General features: G+C 73.0%; 14 protein-coding genes and 1 pseudogene. All 15 read left to right on the forward strand.

Annotated features, from left to right (window positions below; all coding sequences use genetic code 11):
* Position 1 precedes the first annotated feature (1 nt).
* The 15 genes and pseudogenes from ACQ3I4_RS01220 (at position 2) to ACQ3I4_RS01290 (ending at position 16,676) form a co-directional block, all read left to right on the forward strand.
* Positions 2–1,201 carry an RDD family protein gene (locus ACQ3I4_RS01220; protein WP_329859841.1) on the forward strand — a complete coding sequence of 400 codons (1,200 nt, stop codon included), beginning with the start codon at positions 2–4 and terminating at the stop codon, positions 1,199–1,201.
* Positions 1,198–2,034, forward strand: a complete 837-nt coding sequence (locus ACQ3I4_RS01225; protein WP_329859843.1) for a PP2C family protein-serine/threonine phosphatase — start codon at positions 1,198–1,200, stop codon at positions 2,032–2,034. Before ACQ3I4_RS01220 ends, ACQ3I4_RS01225 begins: the two co-directional genes overlap by 4 nt.
* Positions 2,031–3,974, forward strand: coding sequence for an FHA domain-containing protein (locus ACQ3I4_RS01230; protein ID WP_329859845.1), 1,944 nt, complete (start codon positions 2,031–2,033; stop codon positions 3,972–3,974). The genes ACQ3I4_RS01225 and ACQ3I4_RS01230 overlap by 4 nt, the downstream gene beginning before the upstream one ends.
* Positions 3,971–5,701, forward strand: a complete 1,731-nt coding sequence (locus tag ACQ3I4_RS01235; RefSeq protein WP_329859846.1) for a serine/threonine-protein kinase — start codon at positions 3,971–3,973, stop codon at positions 5,699–5,701. Before ACQ3I4_RS01230 ends, ACQ3I4_RS01235 begins: the two co-directional genes overlap by 4 nt.
* Positions 5,702–5,752: 51 nt before the next feature.
* Positions 5,753–6,454, forward strand: a complete 702-nt coding sequence (locus tag ACQ3I4_RS01240) for a hypothetical protein (RefSeq protein WP_329859847.1) — start codon at positions 5,753–5,755, stop codon at positions 6,452–6,454.
* 141 nt (positions 6,455–6,595) lie between these two features.
* Positions 6,596–8,974 carry an NAD-dependent DNA ligase LigA gene (gene ligA / locus ACQ3I4_RS01245; protein ID WP_329859908.1) on the forward strand — a complete coding sequence of 793 codons (2,379 nt, stop codon included), beginning with the start codon at positions 6,596–6,598 and terminating at the stop codon, positions 8,972–8,974.
* The gene (locus tag ACQ3I4_RS01250; protein WP_329859849.1) at positions 8,971–9,768 is read left to right on the forward strand and encodes an inositol monophosphatase family protein; all 798 of its coding nucleotides are present in this window, start codon (positions 8,971–8,973) and stop codon (positions 9,766–9,768) included. The genes ligA and ACQ3I4_RS01250 overlap by 4 nt, the downstream gene beginning before the upstream one ends.
* A gap of 22 nt (positions 9,769–9,790) precedes the next feature.
* The gene (locus tag ACQ3I4_RS01255; RefSeq protein ID WP_329859850.1) at positions 9,791–10,351 is read left to right on the forward strand and encodes a GNAT family N-acetyltransferase; all 561 of its coding nucleotides are present in this window, start codon (positions 9,791–9,793) and stop codon (positions 10,349–10,351) included.
* Positions 10,352–10,393: 42 nt separating this feature from the next.
* On the forward strand, positions 10,394–10,690 hold the full coding sequence (gene gatC, locus ACQ3I4_RS01260) for an Asp-tRNA(Asn)/Glu-tRNA(Gln) amidotransferase subunit GatC (RefSeq protein ID WP_329859852.1): 297 nt from the start codon (positions 10,394–10,396) through the stop codon (positions 10,688–10,690).
* A 4-nt stretch (positions 10,691–10,694) separates the two neighbouring features.
* Complete coding sequence (gatA, locus tag ACQ3I4_RS01265) at positions 10,695–12,242, forward strand: Asp-tRNA(Asn)/Glu-tRNA(Gln) amidotransferase subunit GatA (RefSeq protein WP_329859853.1); 1,548 nt, start codon at positions 10,695–10,697, stop codon at positions 12,240–12,242.
* Between the two features lies 1 nt (position 12,243).
* A complete protein-coding gene (gene gatB, locus ACQ3I4_RS01270; RefSeq protein ID WP_329859854.1) occupies positions 12,244–13,755 on the forward strand; it encodes an Asp-tRNA(Asn)/Glu-tRNA(Gln) amidotransferase subunit GatB in 1,512 nt (503 codons plus the stop codon).
* Positions 13,756–13,847: 92 nt separating this feature from the next.
* A complete protein-coding gene (locus tag ACQ3I4_RS01275) occupies positions 13,848–14,720 on the forward strand; it encodes an aminoglycoside phosphotransferase family protein (RefSeq protein WP_329859856.1) in 873 nt (290 codons plus the stop codon).
* Between the two features lie 347 nt (positions 14,721–15,067).
* A pseudogene (locus tag ACQ3I4_RS01280) lies at positions 15,068–15,945 on the forward strand (ABC transporter permease).
* Positions 15,946–15,971: 26 nt separating this feature from the next.
* The gene (locus tag ACQ3I4_RS01285; RefSeq protein WP_329859857.1) at positions 15,972–16,160 is read left to right on the forward strand and encodes a hypothetical protein; all 189 of its coding nucleotides are present in this window, start codon (positions 15,972–15,974) and stop codon (positions 16,158–16,160) included.
* 33 nt (positions 16,161–16,193) lie between these two features.
* Positions 16,194–16,676: a carbohydrate ABC transporter permease gene (locus ACQ3I4_RS01290; RefSeq protein ID WP_329859858.1), complete on the forward strand. Its 483-nt coding sequence runs from the start codon at positions 16,194–16,196 to the stop codon at positions 16,674–16,676.
* The last annotated feature ends 12 nt before the right edge of the window (positions 16,677–16,688 follow it).

The raw sequence follows: 16,688 nt of genomic DNA on the forward strand, positions 1-16,688 counted from the left end.
AGTGGCTGCAGCATTGAACCTGGTCAACGCATCGGCCGGCAAGCGCCTCGCCGCGTGGCTGCTCGACGCCGTCCCGCCGTTCGTGGCGCTCATGGTGTTCGGCGGAGTGAACGCCTCCCGGATCGCCGACGCGGCCGTCTCGCCGGAGGTCCTCTCCCAGCTGGCCGCCTCCTACCTGGTCCTGGGCGCCTTCCTCCTCGCCTACGGGATCGCCCTGTGGGGGTGGGAGGCACAGACGGGCAAGACCCTTGGCAACCTGGCGCTCGGCCTCCGCACCTCCGACGAGGACGGCTTCGCCCCCGGATGGCTCAAGGTCTTCCTGCGCCGCCTCATCGTCGGCCTGTCCTCGATCGTGCCCGTTGCCGGCCCCGTCGTCGTCCTGGTCTCCAACCTCTGGGACGCCAACCACCAGCGCCAGGGCTGGCACGACAAGGTGGCCAAGACCCTCGTCGTGGACGTGAACCAGGGCCGCAACCCCATCACCACCGGCGGGCTCTTCGGCCCCTCGACCTTCGCCCCCGGCGGTGCCACCCTGCCGGGGCAGCTGGGGCACCCGGACTTCACCTCGCCCTCGGGGGAACGCTGGCCTGCGCTCGCGCCGGACGTCGAGGCGTCCGGTCCGATCACCGCGGTCCCCACGCCCGGCACCGCGCCCGCGCCGGGGTCCGGCCATCTCGCCACCGCTGCTCCGGGGAACGCCACCCCGTCCCGCGGGGCAGCGGCAGCCCAGACGCCCGCACCGGCGTCGTACGGCACCGTCCCCGCCGCCCCGGCACCCGCGTCCGCTGCCCCGGGATCCGCCCCGACCGCCACGGGAAGCGCCCACCCGGACGACGAGTTCGCCCGCACGCAACTGCGCGCGCCGGCGCCCGCCGGAGCCCGGCTCGTCTTCGACGACGGTCAGGTGCTCGCCGTCAAGGCCGCGGCCCTCATCGGCCGCAACCCCGCTCCGCAGGAAGGGGAGTCCGTGGACGAGCTGTTCAACTTCGCCGACATGGGCCGCTCCGTCTCCAAGACGCACCTCCACGTCACCGCCGATTCCTCCGGGGTCTGGGTCACGGACCGGAACTCCACCAACGGATCCGCCGTGACGGGAACCGACGGCGTGCGGCGCCAGCTTCCGGCCGGGCAGGCCCAGCGGGCCGCGTTCGGCGACACGGTGCACTTCGGCGACCGCTCGTTCAAGGTCGAGCGCGCGTGAACCCGTCGACGTCCTCCCCAGGTGCGGAGCCGTTCCGCCTCGACTACGGCTACGCCACCGACCGCGGCCTGCGGCGCGAACTGAACGAGGATGCCTTCCTCGCCGACCGCTTCCTCTTCGCCGTCGCCGACGGCATGGGCGGGCACGAGGCCGGGGAGGTCGCGAGCAGCATCTGCGTGCGGACCCTCGCCGAGGGCCAGGACCGGACGGACGGGCCGCTGACCGCGGAGGGGCTCCAGGCCCTCATGCAGCAGGCCGACCGCGCGATCCGCGAGGCCGCGGGCTCCCGCGCCGGGACCACGCTCAGCGGCGCCGCGGTGGTCTACGAGGGCGGCGCCCCCTACTGGCTCGTGTTCAACGTCGGGGATTCCCGGACGTATCTCATGACCCGAGGTCGGCTGGCCCAGGTCAGCGTCGACCATTCCGAGGTCCAGGAGCTCGTGGACGGCGGGCACATCAGTGCCGAGGAGGCGCTCGTGCATCCCCGCCGCCACGTCATCACGCGGGCCCTCGGGACGGGCGACGACAGCGAGGCGGATTTCTGGATGCTGCCGGTGCGCGAGGGCGACCGGCTCCTGATCTGCTCCGACGGGCTGACCGGGGAGGTCGGCGACGAGGACATCGCGGAGGTCGTCGGGCGCCAGGCCGCGCCGCAGGACGCCGTCGGCGAGCTCGTCCAGGCGGCCTTGCGTGCGGGCGGGCGGGACAACATCACCGTGATCGTCGTCGACGTGGTCCACGAGCACGACGACGACGCGCTGTCCGACACGGCCCCGCGGCCCGTGCACGAGGACAGCCAGACCAAGCCGCGCAGGGAAGGCGAGGGCGCATGAGCCTGTCGATCCGCTACGAACCGGGCGAGTGGATCGCCCTCGTCCGCTCCCGCCTGGCCGTCCTGCTGCCGCCCGCGACGTCCGCCGAGGAGGTGGAGCGGCTCTGGGCCGCCCTGGACGGCGGGAGCAGCGTGGAGTCGATGCTCTCCACCGTGCTCTCGGGCAACGGGCTGAGCCTGACCGGGATGCCGCCCTTCGGGCTCCTGGACTTCAGCGAGGACGTACACGTGATCCTCCGCGGCCCGCTGTCCCTGACGGCGTCGGGGCCGGAACTGAGCACCCACGTGAACGGGCTCGGCGTCACGACGTGGATGGAACGGCGGATCAAGGGCCAGGAGCGCCTCGGGCTGGCGGTGGACGACGGCGGACGGGTCGTCTCCACCGAGGCCTCCGGCCTGCGGCTCGTCGAGGGCGTCGTGCGGTTCGGGCGCCTGAGCGCCGAGCTGCCCGTGGCGTGCGAGGAGGCCGTGATCGAGCCCCTCGCCCGGGAGCCCGGGGCCGGTGTCGCCGCGGCGTCCGACGCCGGGGCCGCGGACGAGGGCGAGGCGGACGGCGGGGAGGCGGCGGTTGCGCGGCCGGTCGCCGAGCCGGTCGACGCCGGAGAGCCGAAATTCGACGCCGACGAGGCGTCCGGACTGGAGGGGCCGGGCGCGGATGCCCAGGACCCGGAGGCCCCGGCGGCTGAAGAGCCGGAGGAGCCCGCCCCGGACGTCCGGGATCCGGAGGCCATGGGTGCCCTGGCCCTGGAGGTGCCGGCTGAACCCGCGCCGGACGCCCGGGACCCGGAAGCAACGGAGGAGCCGGCTGAACCCGCGCCTGACGCCCGGGAGCAGGAGGCTCCCGAGGTCTTGGCGCCGGGGAAGCCGGCGGCCGCGGCGGCCGCGGAATCAGGGGAACCCGAGGAGACGGAGCCCGACGCGGCCGGCACCGGCACCGGCGAGGCGGGGACGTCCGAGGACACCACGGCGTTCCCCGGCCACGACGACGACCTGGCCGCCCTCGGCGACACGATCATCACGGCCGAGGACGCCGAAGAGGAACACACGATCTACTCGCCCTCGGCCGCTGTCGCCGCCTTGGCGTCCGCGCACGCGGTCCCGGAACCGACTGGAGGCGCGGGCGAGCCGCCCGCCGCGGAACCCGCGGCGACGCCCGAGCCGCTGCCCACCGTCGACGACCTCATCGACTCCGTCCCGTGGCTCGCTGCGGCGCGGGACGCGGGCCGCCTCATCGAGCACGGTGCCACCGGCGCGGCAGGAGGCGCTCCGGACGACCCGGCCGCCACCGGTGAGCCGGCGCCGCCGGCACCCTCCGGGGCCGGCCAGGCCAGCTCCGGCGTCCCGGCCGCCACCGACGGCCTCGGCGACCACGACGGCCAGACCCTCATGCGCAGCGATCTGCCCCCCGCGCCCGCTGCGCAGGTCGGCGGCGTGCCCGGCCTCCCGGCCGCCGCCCCGGCCGCTCCACCGGCCACGGGGACCGGGCCGCAGGTGCTGGCCCGGCTGTGCCCGGCGGGCCACGCGAACCCGCCCACGGCCACGGCCTGCACGCGCTGCGGGGAGGACCTGCCGGGCGAGGCGGTCCCCGCGCCGCGGCCGTCCCTGGGCCGGATGGTCCTCTCCACGGGTGAATCCGTGCAGCTGGACCGCTCCGCCGTCGTCGGCCGCCAGCCATCCATCACCCGGTCGGCGAGCGGTACGATGCCGCGCGTCGTCCAGGTCAAGAGCCCGGGCGGCGACATCTCGCGATCCCATCTGGAGGTCCGCCTCGAGGGCTGGCACGTGATGCTCGTGGACCTCGAGGCGACCAACGGAACCGTCCTCGTGCGCCCCGGCCAGGCGCCCCAGCGCCTCGGCAAGGGGGAGTCCGTGATGCTGCTCGACGGCGACGTGGCCGACCTCGGCGACGGCGTCTCCCTGCGCTTCGAGGGACTGTTGTGAGCGGCAAGCGGCCCCCGGCCCCGCCGCCGGTGATCGGCGGCTACGAGTACCTGGACCTGCTCGGTTCGGGCGGCTTCTCCGACGTGTACCTGTACCAGCAGGACCGCCCCCGCCGGAAGGTCGCCGTCAAGGTCCTGCTCTCCGACCTGAAGACGGAAAGCGCCCGCCGCCGCTTCGAGTCCGAGGCCAACCTCATGGCCCAGCTCTCCTCCCACCCGTACATCGTCACGATCTTCGAGGCCGACATCACGGACGAGGGGCACTCGTACCTGGCCATGGAGTACTGCTCGCGGCCGAGCCTCGACGTGCGCTACCGGCGCGCCCGGCTCGGGGTCGACGAGGTCCTCACGGTCGGGATCCAGGTGGCCTCCGCCGTGGAGACGGCCCACCGCGCGGGGATCGTGCACCGGGACATCAAGCCGGCCAACATCCTCGTCACGGACTACAACCGGCCCGCGCTGACGGACTTCGGCATTTCCGGAACCACGGACGCGCTCGACGACGAGGCCGGGCTCTCGATCCCGTGGTCGCCGCCGGAGGCCTTCGCGGGCGGCTCGCCCGACGGCGTGCGGATGGACGTCTGGTCCCTCGGGGCCACGCTCTACACCCTGCTCGCGGGGCGCTCGCCGTTCGTGCGTTCCGGGGCGGACAACTCCCAGCGGGAGCTGATCGGCCGCATCACGAGCGCGCCCCTGCCGCCGTTGCACCGCGCCGACGTGCCGCAGGCGCTCGAGCAGGCCCTCGCCACGGCGATGGCCAAGAACCCGGCGGCCCGCTACGGCTCGGCGCAGGAGCTCGCGCTCGCGCTCCAGCGCGTGCAGTCCGAGCTCGGCCTGTCCGTCACCCCCTTCGAGGTGCTCGAGGAGGCGCCCGCCGCCGAGGACGGGGAGCCGGCGGACGACGGCGGGGAGGCCACGCGCGTCCGCCAGGTCGTCTCCATCGATCCCGACGCGGCCACGGGGACCTCGACCGGGCGCCCGGGACCGGGCGGCTGGCCCACGACGCCCGCTGGGCCCACCGCGCCGACGGCGCCCGCGGCGGATCCCGCCGACGGCTGGGATGCCACGGTCCTGCGCCCCGCTCCGGCCGCCGAGCCCGACGACGGGGCCACGATCATGCGCCCGCGGCTGCCCGACGGCGGCACGCGCGGCTCCCGCACGACCCCCGCCGCGGGCGGCCCGGCGGCGGGCGGAGCGGCCGGCGGCCAGGCCGCATCCCCGGCGTCCGACGCCGAACGCCCGGGCTGGGTGCCGTCCGTCCCCCCGGGGGCGCCCGCGCCCGACAACGCGAAGCAGCGCTTCCCGACGGGCCTCGTGGCCGGCCTGGGCGCGGCGGCCGCCGTCGTCCTGGCCGGGGTCTTCGTCGCCAACGCGGTCCTCGGCGGCACGGACCGCGACGACGGAGACGCCGACGGCGGAGGCCCGGTCCAGGACGGGCCCGCGGACGCGCTCGCCGGCCGCGGGGGGATCGTCCCGCCCGTGGAGGGCTTCTCCGCCGAGGACTCGGGCGCCGACGTCGTCTTCTCCTGGACCAACCCGGACCCGCAGGACGGCGACGCCTACTACTGGGCGCCCGTCACGGCGACCGAGCAGGGGGCGAACACGCTCGCGCAGGAGCCGACGGCGACGACGCCGGCGGCCGAGGGGCAGCCCACGTGCATCCAGGTGGTACTCGTCCGCGAGAGCGGCCGGGCCTCCGACCCGGCGCGCTACTGCGCGCCGGACTGACGCGCGCGGGGGATCGGCAACAGTCGTGCAACACAGTCTCAGGGGGTAAACATGGCGGACGTGACCATCGATTTCTGCGGGGAGTGGTTCCCCGTCGCCGCGGACCAGGTCTTCACGATCGGGCGCGAGGGGGACCTCGAAGTGGACGACAACCCGTACCTGCACCGGCGCTTCCTGACCGTCGCGCGGTACGACGGCATCTGGTGGCTCTCCAACGTCGGATCGCGGATCTCGGCGACCATTGCCGACGCGAGCGGCGGGCTGCAGGCCTGGGTGGCGCCCGGCGCGAGGATCCCGCTCGTCTTCAGCCAGACCAACGTCGTCTTCACGGCCGGACCGACGACCTACGAGTTCGCGGTGCACGTCGCGGCGCCGGCCTTCCGGCAGGAGTGGAACGCCGGCGACGGCGACGGCCAGACCACGATCGGCCCCGTGCTGCTCACCGAGTCCCAGCGCGCCCTCGTCGTCGCGCTCGCCGAGCCGATGCTGCGGCGGGACGGGACCGGACTGAGTTCCATCCCCTCCTCCTCGAAGGCGGCCACGCGCCTGGGCTGGCCCCTGACCAAGTTCAACCGCAAGCTGGACAACGTGTGCGACAAGCTGGACAAGGCGGGCGTGGTCGGCCTGCGCGGGGGCGCCGGGAAGCTCGCCACCAACCGCCGGGCGCGCCTCGTGGAGCACGCCGTCACCTCCCACCTCGTGACGGCGGCCGACCTGCCGCTGCTGGATGCCGCGCCCGCCGCGGACGACTGACGGGAGCGGGACCGGGATGACGGCGGGGCCCGGCCGGGCGCGCGGCTCCGATTCCCCGCGGTGCGGGATCCGGCGGCGGGGACGATAGGGCAGGATAGATCCGTGACCGAGAACCACTCCACAGGCAGCAGCACGACCCACGTGACGGACAGCGGAGAGGTGGTGCCCGCCGACGCGGTCCGCGAGGAGTACGACCAGCTCGTCGAGGACGTGCGCCGGCACCGCTTCGCCTACTACAACGAGGACTCCCCGCTCGTCTCCGACGCCGAGTTCGACGCGCTCTACCGCCGCCTCGAGGAGCTCGAGCAGCTGCACCCGGAGATCGTCGCCAACGACTCGCCGACGCAGGAGGTCGGCGGCACGCCGTCGGCGGCCTTCGCCGCCGTGGAGCACGTGAGCCGGATGTACTCGCTCGAGGACGTCTTCTCCCTTGAGGAGCTGCGCGCCTGGCTCGAACGCGCCGCCGCGAACGCGGCCACCAGGGCGCCGGGCCACGCCCTGCGCTGGCTGTGCGAGGTCAAGATCGACGGGCTCGCCATCAACCTGCTCTACCGCGACGGCCGGCTCGTCCGCGCTGCCACGCGCGGCGACGGCACGACGGGCGAGGACGTGACCCACAACGTGCTCACCATCAAGGACATCCCCACGCAGCTCGCCGGCGACGGCTGGCCCGCGGAGGTCGAGATCCGCGGCGAGGTCTTCTTCCCCTCGCAGGCGTTCCGCGACTTCAACGCGGCCCTGCTCGAGGCCGGCAAGCCGGAATTGGCCAACCCGCGCAACGCCGCGGCCGGCTCGCTGCGGCAGAAGGACCCGGCCGAGACGGCCAAGCGGCCGCTGAGCATGTTCGTCCACGGGATCGGGGCGCGCGAGGGCCTCGAGGCGGCATCGCAGGCCGAGGGCTACGAGCTCCTGCGCCGCTGGGGGCTGCCCGTTTCCCCGTACGCCCAGGTCGTCGACTCCCTCGACGAGGTCCTGGACTACATCGACCGCTACGGCCGGGACCGCCACGGCCTGGTGCACGAGATCGACGGGATCGTGGTCAAGGCCGACGCCTTCGCGATCCAGCGCGCCCTCGGCTACACCTCCCGCGTTCCGCGCTGGTCGGTCGCCTACAAGTACCCGCCCGAGGAGGTCCACACGCGCCTGCTTGACATCCGGGTCAACGTCGGCCGGACGGGCCGGGTCACCCCGTACGGCGTCATGGAGCCGGTCAAGGTCGCGGGCTCGACGGTGGAGATGGCCACCCTGCACAACCAGGACGTCGTCAAGGCCAAGGGCGTCCTCATCGGCGACACCGTGATCCTGCGCAAGGCCGGTGACGTCATCCCGGAGATCGTCGGCCCCGTCCTGCCGCTGCGCGAGGGGCGCGAGGACGAGTTGCGCGAGTTCGTCATGCCCACGCACTGCCCGTCCTGCGGGGAGCCGCTGGCCCCGGCCAAGGAAGGCGACATCGACATCCGCTGCCTCAACGCGCGGTCCTGCCCGGCGCAGCTCACCGAGCGCGTCGCGCACCTCGCCGGCCGCGGGGCGTTCGACGTCGAGGCGCTCGGCGACGAGGCCGCGCTCGCGCTGACGGTGGGCCCGGGGCCCGACCCTGCGGAGAACGGAGGCATCCCGCGCCCCTCGGGCCCGGGCCCCCTCACGAACGAGGCGCAGGTCTTCGACCTCGCCTCCGGGCAGGCCGACGATTCCCTCCGGGCGCGGCTCGCGGACGTCAGGGTCTGGCGCGAGAAGCGCGCTAAGGGCGCGGGGACCGGCGAGTTCGAGCTCGTCCCGTACTTCTGGACCAAGGAGACGCCCAGGAAGCCCTCGGCTCCGTCCGCGAACACCAGGAAGCTCTTCGACGAACTGGAGAAGGCGAAGGCACAGCCGCTCTGGCGCGTGCTCGTGGCCCTGTCCATCCGCCACGTGGGTCCGACGGCCTCGCGCGCCCTCGCCACCCATTACGGATCCCTCGACGCGATCCGCACGGCGGTGGCGGCCGAGGACGCGCGGGAGAAGCTCGCCGACGTCGACGGGGTCGGCCCGATCATCGCGGACGCGCTCATCGAGTGGTTCGGCGTCGACTGGCACCTCGGCATCGTCGATGCCTGGGCCGCTGCGGGCGTGAGGATGGAGGACGAGTCCCACGGAGCCATCGAGCGGACGCTCGAGGGCCTGACCGTCGTCGTGACCGGATCCCTCGAGGGCTTCAGCCGCGACGAGGCCAAGGAGGCCATCATCACGCGCGGCGGCAAGGCCTCGGGTTCCGTCTCCAAGAAGACCTCCTACGTCGTGGCCGGCGAATCGGCGGGCTCCAAGTACGACAAGGCGGTCTCGCTCGGCGTCCCCGTCCTCGACGAGGAGGGCTTCCGTGCCCTCCTCGACGGCGGCCCGGACGCCGTCGCCGTCCCGGAGGCGGCCGCCGCGGGACCGGACGGGGCAGCGGCGCCCGACGCGCCGGCGTCGGGCCCTGCCCCCGCGGACGGGGGCAACCCGTCCGATGCCGCGGTGGAATCCGCGGCGGGGGAGGCCCCGTGAGCGCGGAACCGACGCCCGCGGGCCTGCTGGCCGTGGCCCGCGAGGCGGCCGCCGCGGGGGCGGCGGTCCTGGCAGGCCGCCCGTCCGGCGCCATCCGCGTGGACACGAAGTCCGCCGCGGGGGACTGGGTCACCGACTTCGACCGCCGGGCCGAGGACGCGGTCCGGGCGGTCCTCCGCGCGGCCCGGCCCGACGACGAGATCACGGGCGAGGAGTACGGCACGACCGTCCCGGAGCGCCCCAGCGGCTACCGCTGGTCGATCGACCCCCTCGACGGCACCACGAACTTCGTCCGCGGCATCGTCTACTACGCCACCTCCGTCGCGGTCTCCGGCCCCACGCCGGACGGGCGCCGGTGGCTCGCCGGGGCCGTCCACGCCCCCGCGCTGGGCCAGGAGTTCTACGCGGGCCGCGGGCTCGGCGCATGGGTGCGCGAGGACGCCGGCGAACGGCGGCTGACGGGCCCGGATCCGGACTCGGACGCCCCGCTGCTCGGCACGGGTTTCGGGTACGACGCCGGACGCCGCGCCTTCCAGCTCGAGGCGCTCGGCGCGCTGCTGCCCGGATACGCCAACGTGCGCCGCATCGGCTCCGCGGCGCTCGACCTGTGCCTCGTCGCCGACGGCGTGCTCGACGCCTACGCCGAGTACGGCACGCACGTGCACGACTGGTCGGCCGGAGCGCTCATCGCCGAGGAGGCGGGCGCCGCCGTCGTCCGCCCCGCCACGACGCCCGGCTGGTCGGTGGCCGGGCGCGTCGACCCGGCCGCGCTGCCGGAGCCCGATGGCCGCTGAGCGGGGGACTAGACTGTCCGGAATGAGTTCCCCGCCTTCCCGGGTCCAGGTCCGCGACGCCGTGCCCGCCGACTACGACGACATCGCCCGCATCACCGTCTCCTCCTACGTCGCCGCGGGCCACATGGACTCCCCGGACCACCCTTACCTGCGCCAGATCGCGCAGGTCGCCCGGCGCCACGAGGCCACCCCGGTCTGGGTCGCCGAACGCGAAGGGCGCGTCGTCGGATCCGTCACGCTGGCCCGCCACGGCAATCCGTACGCCGACATCGCGCGCGGCAACGAGCTCGAGTTCCGCATGCTCGTCGTCGATCCGGGCCTCCAGCGCAGCGGGGCCGGGCGGGCGCTCGTCGAGGCGGTGATCGGCCACGCGCGCGCCCTCGAGGGCGTCGACACCGTGTGCCTGACCACCGGCACCACGTGGGAGGCCGCCCAGTCCCTCTACCGGGCCCTCGGCTTCCAACGGGCGCCCGAGCGGGACTGGTACGTCCCCGGCACCGACATCCTGCTCTTCGTGTTCGAGCTGCCGCTCGAGGAGGATCCCCGGGGCGGTGACGCGGGACCGGGCGCGGGGACGAACTAGACTGGATCCGACTACAACCGCCACCCACACCACGGGAGATACATGTCTGCCATCAGCCGTGAGGACGTCGCGCATCTGGCCCGTCTCGCGCACCTCGAGATGACCGATGCCGAGCTGGAGAAGATGACCGGCGAGCTCGGCATCATCGTCGACGCCATCGCCTCCGTCAGCGAGGCCGCCGGGGACGACGTCCCCGCCACGAGCCACCCGATCCCGCTGCGCAACGTGCTGCGCGAGGACGTCGTCGGCGAGACGCTCACGGCCGAGCAGGCCCTGCTGAACGCGCCGGACGCGGACGGCGGCCGTTTCAAGGTCCCGGCGATCCTGGATGGTGAGTAGGACCATGGGAGCGATCATCAAGCTGTCCGCGGCCGAGCTGGCCGAGAAGCTGCGCAGCGGCGAACTCACCTCCGTCGAGGCCGTGCGGGCGCACCTGGACCGCATCGCCGAGGTCGACGGCGGCGAGCGCGGCATCAACGCGTTCCTGCACGTCAATGCCGAGGAGGCGCTGGCCACGGCGGCCGAGGTGGACGCGATCCGCGCCGCCGGTGGTGCCGAGGCCGAGGCCCTGCACCCGCTCGCGGGCGTGCCGATCGCGGTCAAGGACCTGATCGTCACCGTGGGCCAGCCCACGACGGCCGGCTCGCGCATGCTCGAGGGGTGGATGAGCCCCTACGACGCCACCGTGGTCGCCAAGGTCCGCGCAGCCAAGCTGCCGATCCTGGGCAAGACCAACCTCGACGAGTTCGCCATGGGCTCCTCCACGGAGCACTCGGCCTACGGCCCCACGCGCAACCCGTGGGACCTGGACCGCATCCCGGGCGGCTCCGGCGGCGGCTCGGCGGCGGCCGTGGCCGCCTTCGAGGCCCCGCTCGCGCTCGGCACCGACACGGGCGGTTCCATCCGCCAGCCCGGGGCCGTCACCGGCACCGTCGGCGTCAAGCCGACCTACGGCGGCGTGTCCCGCTACGGCGCGATCGCCATGGCCTCCTCGCTGGACCAGATCGGCCCCGTGACGCGGACGGTCCTGGACTCGGCCTACCTGCACGAGCTCATCGGTGGACACGACCCGGCGGATTCCACGTCCCTCGACGAACCGGTTCCCGCGCTCGTGGAAGCCGCCCGGCAGGGTCTCACCGGGGACCTGGGCGGGCTGCGCGTCGGCGTCGTGCGCGAGCTGCAGGGCGAGGGCTACGAGCCCGGCGTCCAGGCGCGCTTCGACGAGTCCCTCGAGCTGCTGCGCGGCGCGGGGGCCGAGATCGTCGAGGTGTCCTGCCCGAACTTCAAGTACGCGCTCGGCGCCTACTACCTGATCATGCCCTCGGAGGTCTCCTCCAACCTCGCCAAGTTCGACGGCGTCCGCTACGGCAAGCGCGTCCTGCCCGCCGACGGTCCCGTGACGATCGAACGGGTCATGGGCGCCACGCGCGCGGCCGGGTTCGGCGACGAGGTCAAGCGCCGCATCATCCTCGGCACCTACGCCCTCTCGGCCGGCTACTACGACGCCTACTACGGCTCGGCGCAGAAGGTCCGCACGCTCATCCAGCGGGACTTCGAGGCCGCGTTCGCGCAGGCCGACGTGCTCGTGTCCCCGACGGCCCCGACCGTGGCCTTCCCGCTAGGGGCCAAGCTCGACGACCCGCTCGCGATGTACCTCAACGACGTCGCCACGATTCCGGCCAACATGGCCGGCGTCCCCGGCATCTCCGTCCCCGGCGGCCTCTCGGAGGGCCTGCCCGTGGGCATCCAGTTCCTGGCCCCGGCCCGCGAGGACGCGCGGCTCTACCGCGCCGGTGCGGCGCTGGAGAAGCTGTTGGAGGACTCCTGGGGCGGACCCTTGATCAACCAGGCGCCCGAACTGGCCGCCGCGAGCGAAGGAGGTGCCGCCTGACATGGCCGCAACGCATGAACTGGTCGACTTCGACGAGGCGCTGGACCGCTACGACCCCGTCCTGGGCTTTGAGGTGCACGTCGAGCTGAACACCAGGACCAAGATGTTCTCCTCGGCGCCGAACGCCTTCGGCGACGAGCCGAACACCAACATCACGCCCGTGGATCTGGGCCTGCCCGGCGTCCTGCCCGTCGTGAACAAGGCGGCCGTCGAGTACTCGATCATGATCGGCCTGGCCCTGAACTGCCAGATCGCCGAGTACTGCCGCTTCGCCCGGAAGAACTACTTCTACCCGGACACCCCGAAGAACTTCCAGACCTCGCAGTACGACGAGCCCATCGCGCACGACGGGTGGATCGACATCGAGCTCGAGGACGGCGAGGTCTTCCGCGTGGAGATCGAGCGCGCCCACATGGAGGAGGACGCAGGCAAGCTGACGCACCTCGGTGGATCCGCAGGCCGCATCCAGGGCGCCGACTACTCGCTCGTGGACTACAACCGCGCCGGGGTTCCCCTCGTGGAGATCGTCACCAAGCCGATCACGGGCGCCGGAAAGCGGGCCCCCGAGCTGGCCAAGGCCTACGTCGCGGCGATCCGCGAGATCGTGAAGAACCTCGGGGTCTCGGACGCCCGCATGGAACGCGGCAACGTGCGCTGCGACGCGAACGTCTCGCTCATGCCGAAGGGCGCCACGGTGTTCGGCACCCGCTCGGAGACCAAGAACGTCAACTCCCTGCGCGCCGTCGAGCACGCCGTCCGGCACGAGATCGAGCGTCACGCCGGCGTCCTCGACGCGGGCGACGCCGTCGTCCAGGAGACCCGCCACTGGCACGAGGACACCCGCTCCACGACGGCCGGGCGGCCCAAGTCGGACGCGGACGACTACCGCTACTTCCCGGAGCCCGACCTCGTGCCGATCGTCACGAGCCCGGCCTGGATCGAGGAGCTGCGCTCGCGGCTGCCCGAGCCCCCGGCCGAGCGGCGCAAGCGGCTGCAGGCCGAGTGGGGCTACGCGGACAAGGAGTTCCGCGACGTCGTCAACGCGGGCCTGCTCGACGCCGTCGAGGAGACCATCACCGCCGGCGCGAGCCCGGCGGTGGCGCGCAAGTGGTGGATGGGCGAGATCTCCCGTCTGGCCAAGAACGCCGACCTCGAGCCGACGGCGCTCGGCGTCGAGGCCTCCACGATCATCGAGCTCAACTCGCTGATCGAGGCCAAGAAGATCAATGACAAGATCGCCAAGCAGGTCCTCGAGTTCGTCGTCGCGGGCGAGGGCACACCGGGCGAGGTCGTCGAGAAGCGCGGACTCGCGGTCGTCAGCGACGACTCGGCGCTCGGTGCCGCGATCGACGAGGCCATGGCGGCCATGCCGGACGTCGTGGCCAAGGTCAGGGACGGCAAGCTGCAGGCCGTCGGCGCGCTCATCGGACCCGTCATGAAGGCCACGCGTGGCCAGGCCGACGCGGCCCGCGTGCGCGAGCTGGTCCTGGAGAAGCTCGGCATCCAGGGCTGATCTGGCCCGCCTCGGAAGGCCTGGTCCCGACGTCGTCCGACGACGGGGCCGGGCCTTCGCCCGTGGAGCGGCCGGGCGGTAGCGTGGTCGCCATGGGGACGCCGGAAGCCGATGTCGAGATCACCGAGTCGCTCGTGGGCGCGTTGCTGCGCGCCCAGCATCCCGATCTGGCCGCGCTGCCGCTCGGTCCGGCGGCGAGCGGTTGGGACAACGCCGTCTACCGCCTCGGCGATGCGCTCGCGGTGAGGCTGCCGCGCCGCGCCTCCGCCCACCGCCTGCTGTTGAACGAGGTGCGCTGGCTGCCCTTCCTGGCGCCGCGGCTTCCGCTGCCGGTGCCGGCGGCGGTGCGGCGCGGTCGGCCGGGGGAGGGCTATCCCTACCACTGGGCGGTCGTGCCCTGGTTCGCCGGGTGCGCCGCCGGCCTCGTCCCGCCGCACCGGCGCGACGCCTACGCCGAGGACCTCGCCGGGTTCTTCCGCTGCCTGCAGGTGCCCGCGCCGGCCGACGCCCCGCGCAACCCCGTGCGCGCCGTGCCCCTGGCCGACCGCGACGACGCCTTCCGGGAACGGCTCCGGCGGGCGGCCCCGGGCGTGGACCGGCAGCGGTGCGGGCGGCTGTGGGAGGACGGACTCGACGCCCCGCCGCACACCGGGCCGGCGGTGTGGGTCCATGGAGATCCGCATCCGATGAACGTCGTGCTCGGGGCGGGGGAACGGCTCGCCGCCGTCGCCGACTTCGGCGACCTCTCGGCGGGGGACCCCGCGTGCGACCTCGCGGCGGGATGGCTGCACTTCACCTCCGCGGGCCGGGAACGCTTCCTGTCGGCGCTCGCGGACGACGACGGGGCCCGGCAGCGGGCGCGGGCGTGGGCCGTGATGATGGGGCTCGTGCTCGCCTCGACCGGCCCGGGGGAGGCGCTGCACGGCGTGGGGATGCACGCGCTCCGGGAGCTCGGCGCCGCCTGAGCGGCATCGGCCCGCGTGGTCCAAACCTGTCGCGTTGATGATGGAATGTGATCTTTTCAAAAGTAATCCATCAAACAATTGCGAATGAGACGCGCGTCACCTACGCCGGGTGAATCGATTAAGTGAATCGGTTCACATCCACGGCCGATGGCGGCGAATCAACGAAGGAGCGCGTAGGGATGTCCTTGACGACCAATTCCCCGGCGGACACCGCGGCCGGCCACCCGGCCCCGCAGCGAGTGGGCCGGAAGCGTCCCGAGCCCGCCGGCCGTGCGGGGCGGGCCGGGCGCCCGGGGCGCCCCGTGGACCGGAAGCCGTTCCGCGTCCGCCTGCTCCACGACTGGCAGATGCTCGCCATGATGGTGCCCGGCGTGGCCTTCCTGCTGCTCTTCTTCTACATCCCGACCTGGGCAACGTCATCGCCTTCCAGGACTACCAGCCGTACCTCGGCATCGGGGACTCCGAGTGGGTGGGCTTCAGCAACTTCACGGGGCTGTTCGACAACCCGGACTTCCTGAACGCCTTCGGCAACACCCTCTACCTCGCCGCCTGGCAGCTGCTCTTCTTCTTCCCGATCCCGCTGCTGCTCGCGGTCGCGGTCGACTCCCTCGTCAGCCAGCGGGCGCGGCGGTGGTTCCAGAGCATCGTCTACCTGCCGCACTTCCTCTCATGGGTCCTCGTGATCGCGCTCTTCCAGCAGGTCCTCCGCGGGGCCGGGCTCGTGAACAACGCCCTGCGCCACCTGGGCATGGATGCGATCCCGTTCATGACCAACCCGGACACCTTCCCCGTCCTCGTGGTGGTGCAGCTGGTCTGGAAGGACGCCGGCTGGGCCATGATCATCTTCCTGGCCGCGCTGGCCAGCGTGGACACCTCCCTCTACGAGGCGGCGGCCGCCGACGGTGCCGGACGCTGGCGCCGGCTGTGGCACATCACGCTGCCGGCCCTGCGCCCCGTGATCATCCTCCTGCTCATCCTGCGCATCGGCGACATCCTCTCCGTCGGCTTCGAGCAGTTCATCCTGCAGCGCGACGCCGTCGGTGCCGGCGCGGCGGAAGTGCTCGACACCTTCACCTACTACGCGGGCGTCGTCGGCGGGGGATGGAGCGTCGGCGCGGCCGCCGGACTCTTCAAGGGCGTCATCAGCCTGATCCTCATCGTCGGAGCCAACAAGCTCGCCCACAAGTTCGGCGAAGCAGGCATCTACCAGAAGAGCAGCCACTAGGGTGCCCGCCTGGCAAGGAGAAAACCATGACCGTTCCCACCGCCACCAGCCTCGAGAAGAAGCCCGGCAAGGCCGACTCGATCCGTCCCGTGTGGAAGGAGAAGCCCTCCGCTCCGCTCAAGCTCGCCAAGTTCGCGCTGCTCATGGGCTTCGCCGTCGCGATCGTCATCCCCATCCTCGTCGCGGTCTCGACCTCGCTCGCGGACAACGAGTAGCTCTTCGCGCCCGGCCTGATCCCGTCGTTCCTCATGGTCCGCCAGCTCGGCCTGCTGGACACGATCTGGTCGCTCATCCTGCCGGGAACGTTCGCCGCGATCAACGTCGTCGTCGTGCGGGCGTTCTTCATGAACATCCCCCGCGAGCTCATGGAGAGCGCGCGGATCGACGGGGCCTCCGACTGGCAGATCCTGTGGCGGATCGTGCTTCCCCTGTCCAAGGCGGTCGTCGCCGTCGTCGGGCTCTTCTACGCGGTCGGCTTCTGGAACGCGTTCTTCAACGCGATGCTCTACATCAACAACCAGGACCTCTGGCCCGTGCGGCTGATCCTGCGCAACTACGTCATCCAGGGTTCCCAGCTCGCCGCGGACCAGCTCGGCGTCGACGTCGTCGCCGCCCCGCAGGGCATGAAGATGGCCGTCGTCGTGATCGCGCTGATCCCGATCTGCGCCCTCTACCCCTTCCTCCAGCGCCACGTCACCAAGGGCGTCATCACCGGTGCCATCAAGGGCTGAGGCCCCGGCGAC

It is taken from the genome of Zafaria sp. Z1313, from assembly GCF_050563205.1.
In the GTDB taxonomy this organism is placed as follows: Bacteria; Actinomycetota; Actinomycetes; order Actinomycetales; family Micrococcaceae; genus JAZDCJ01.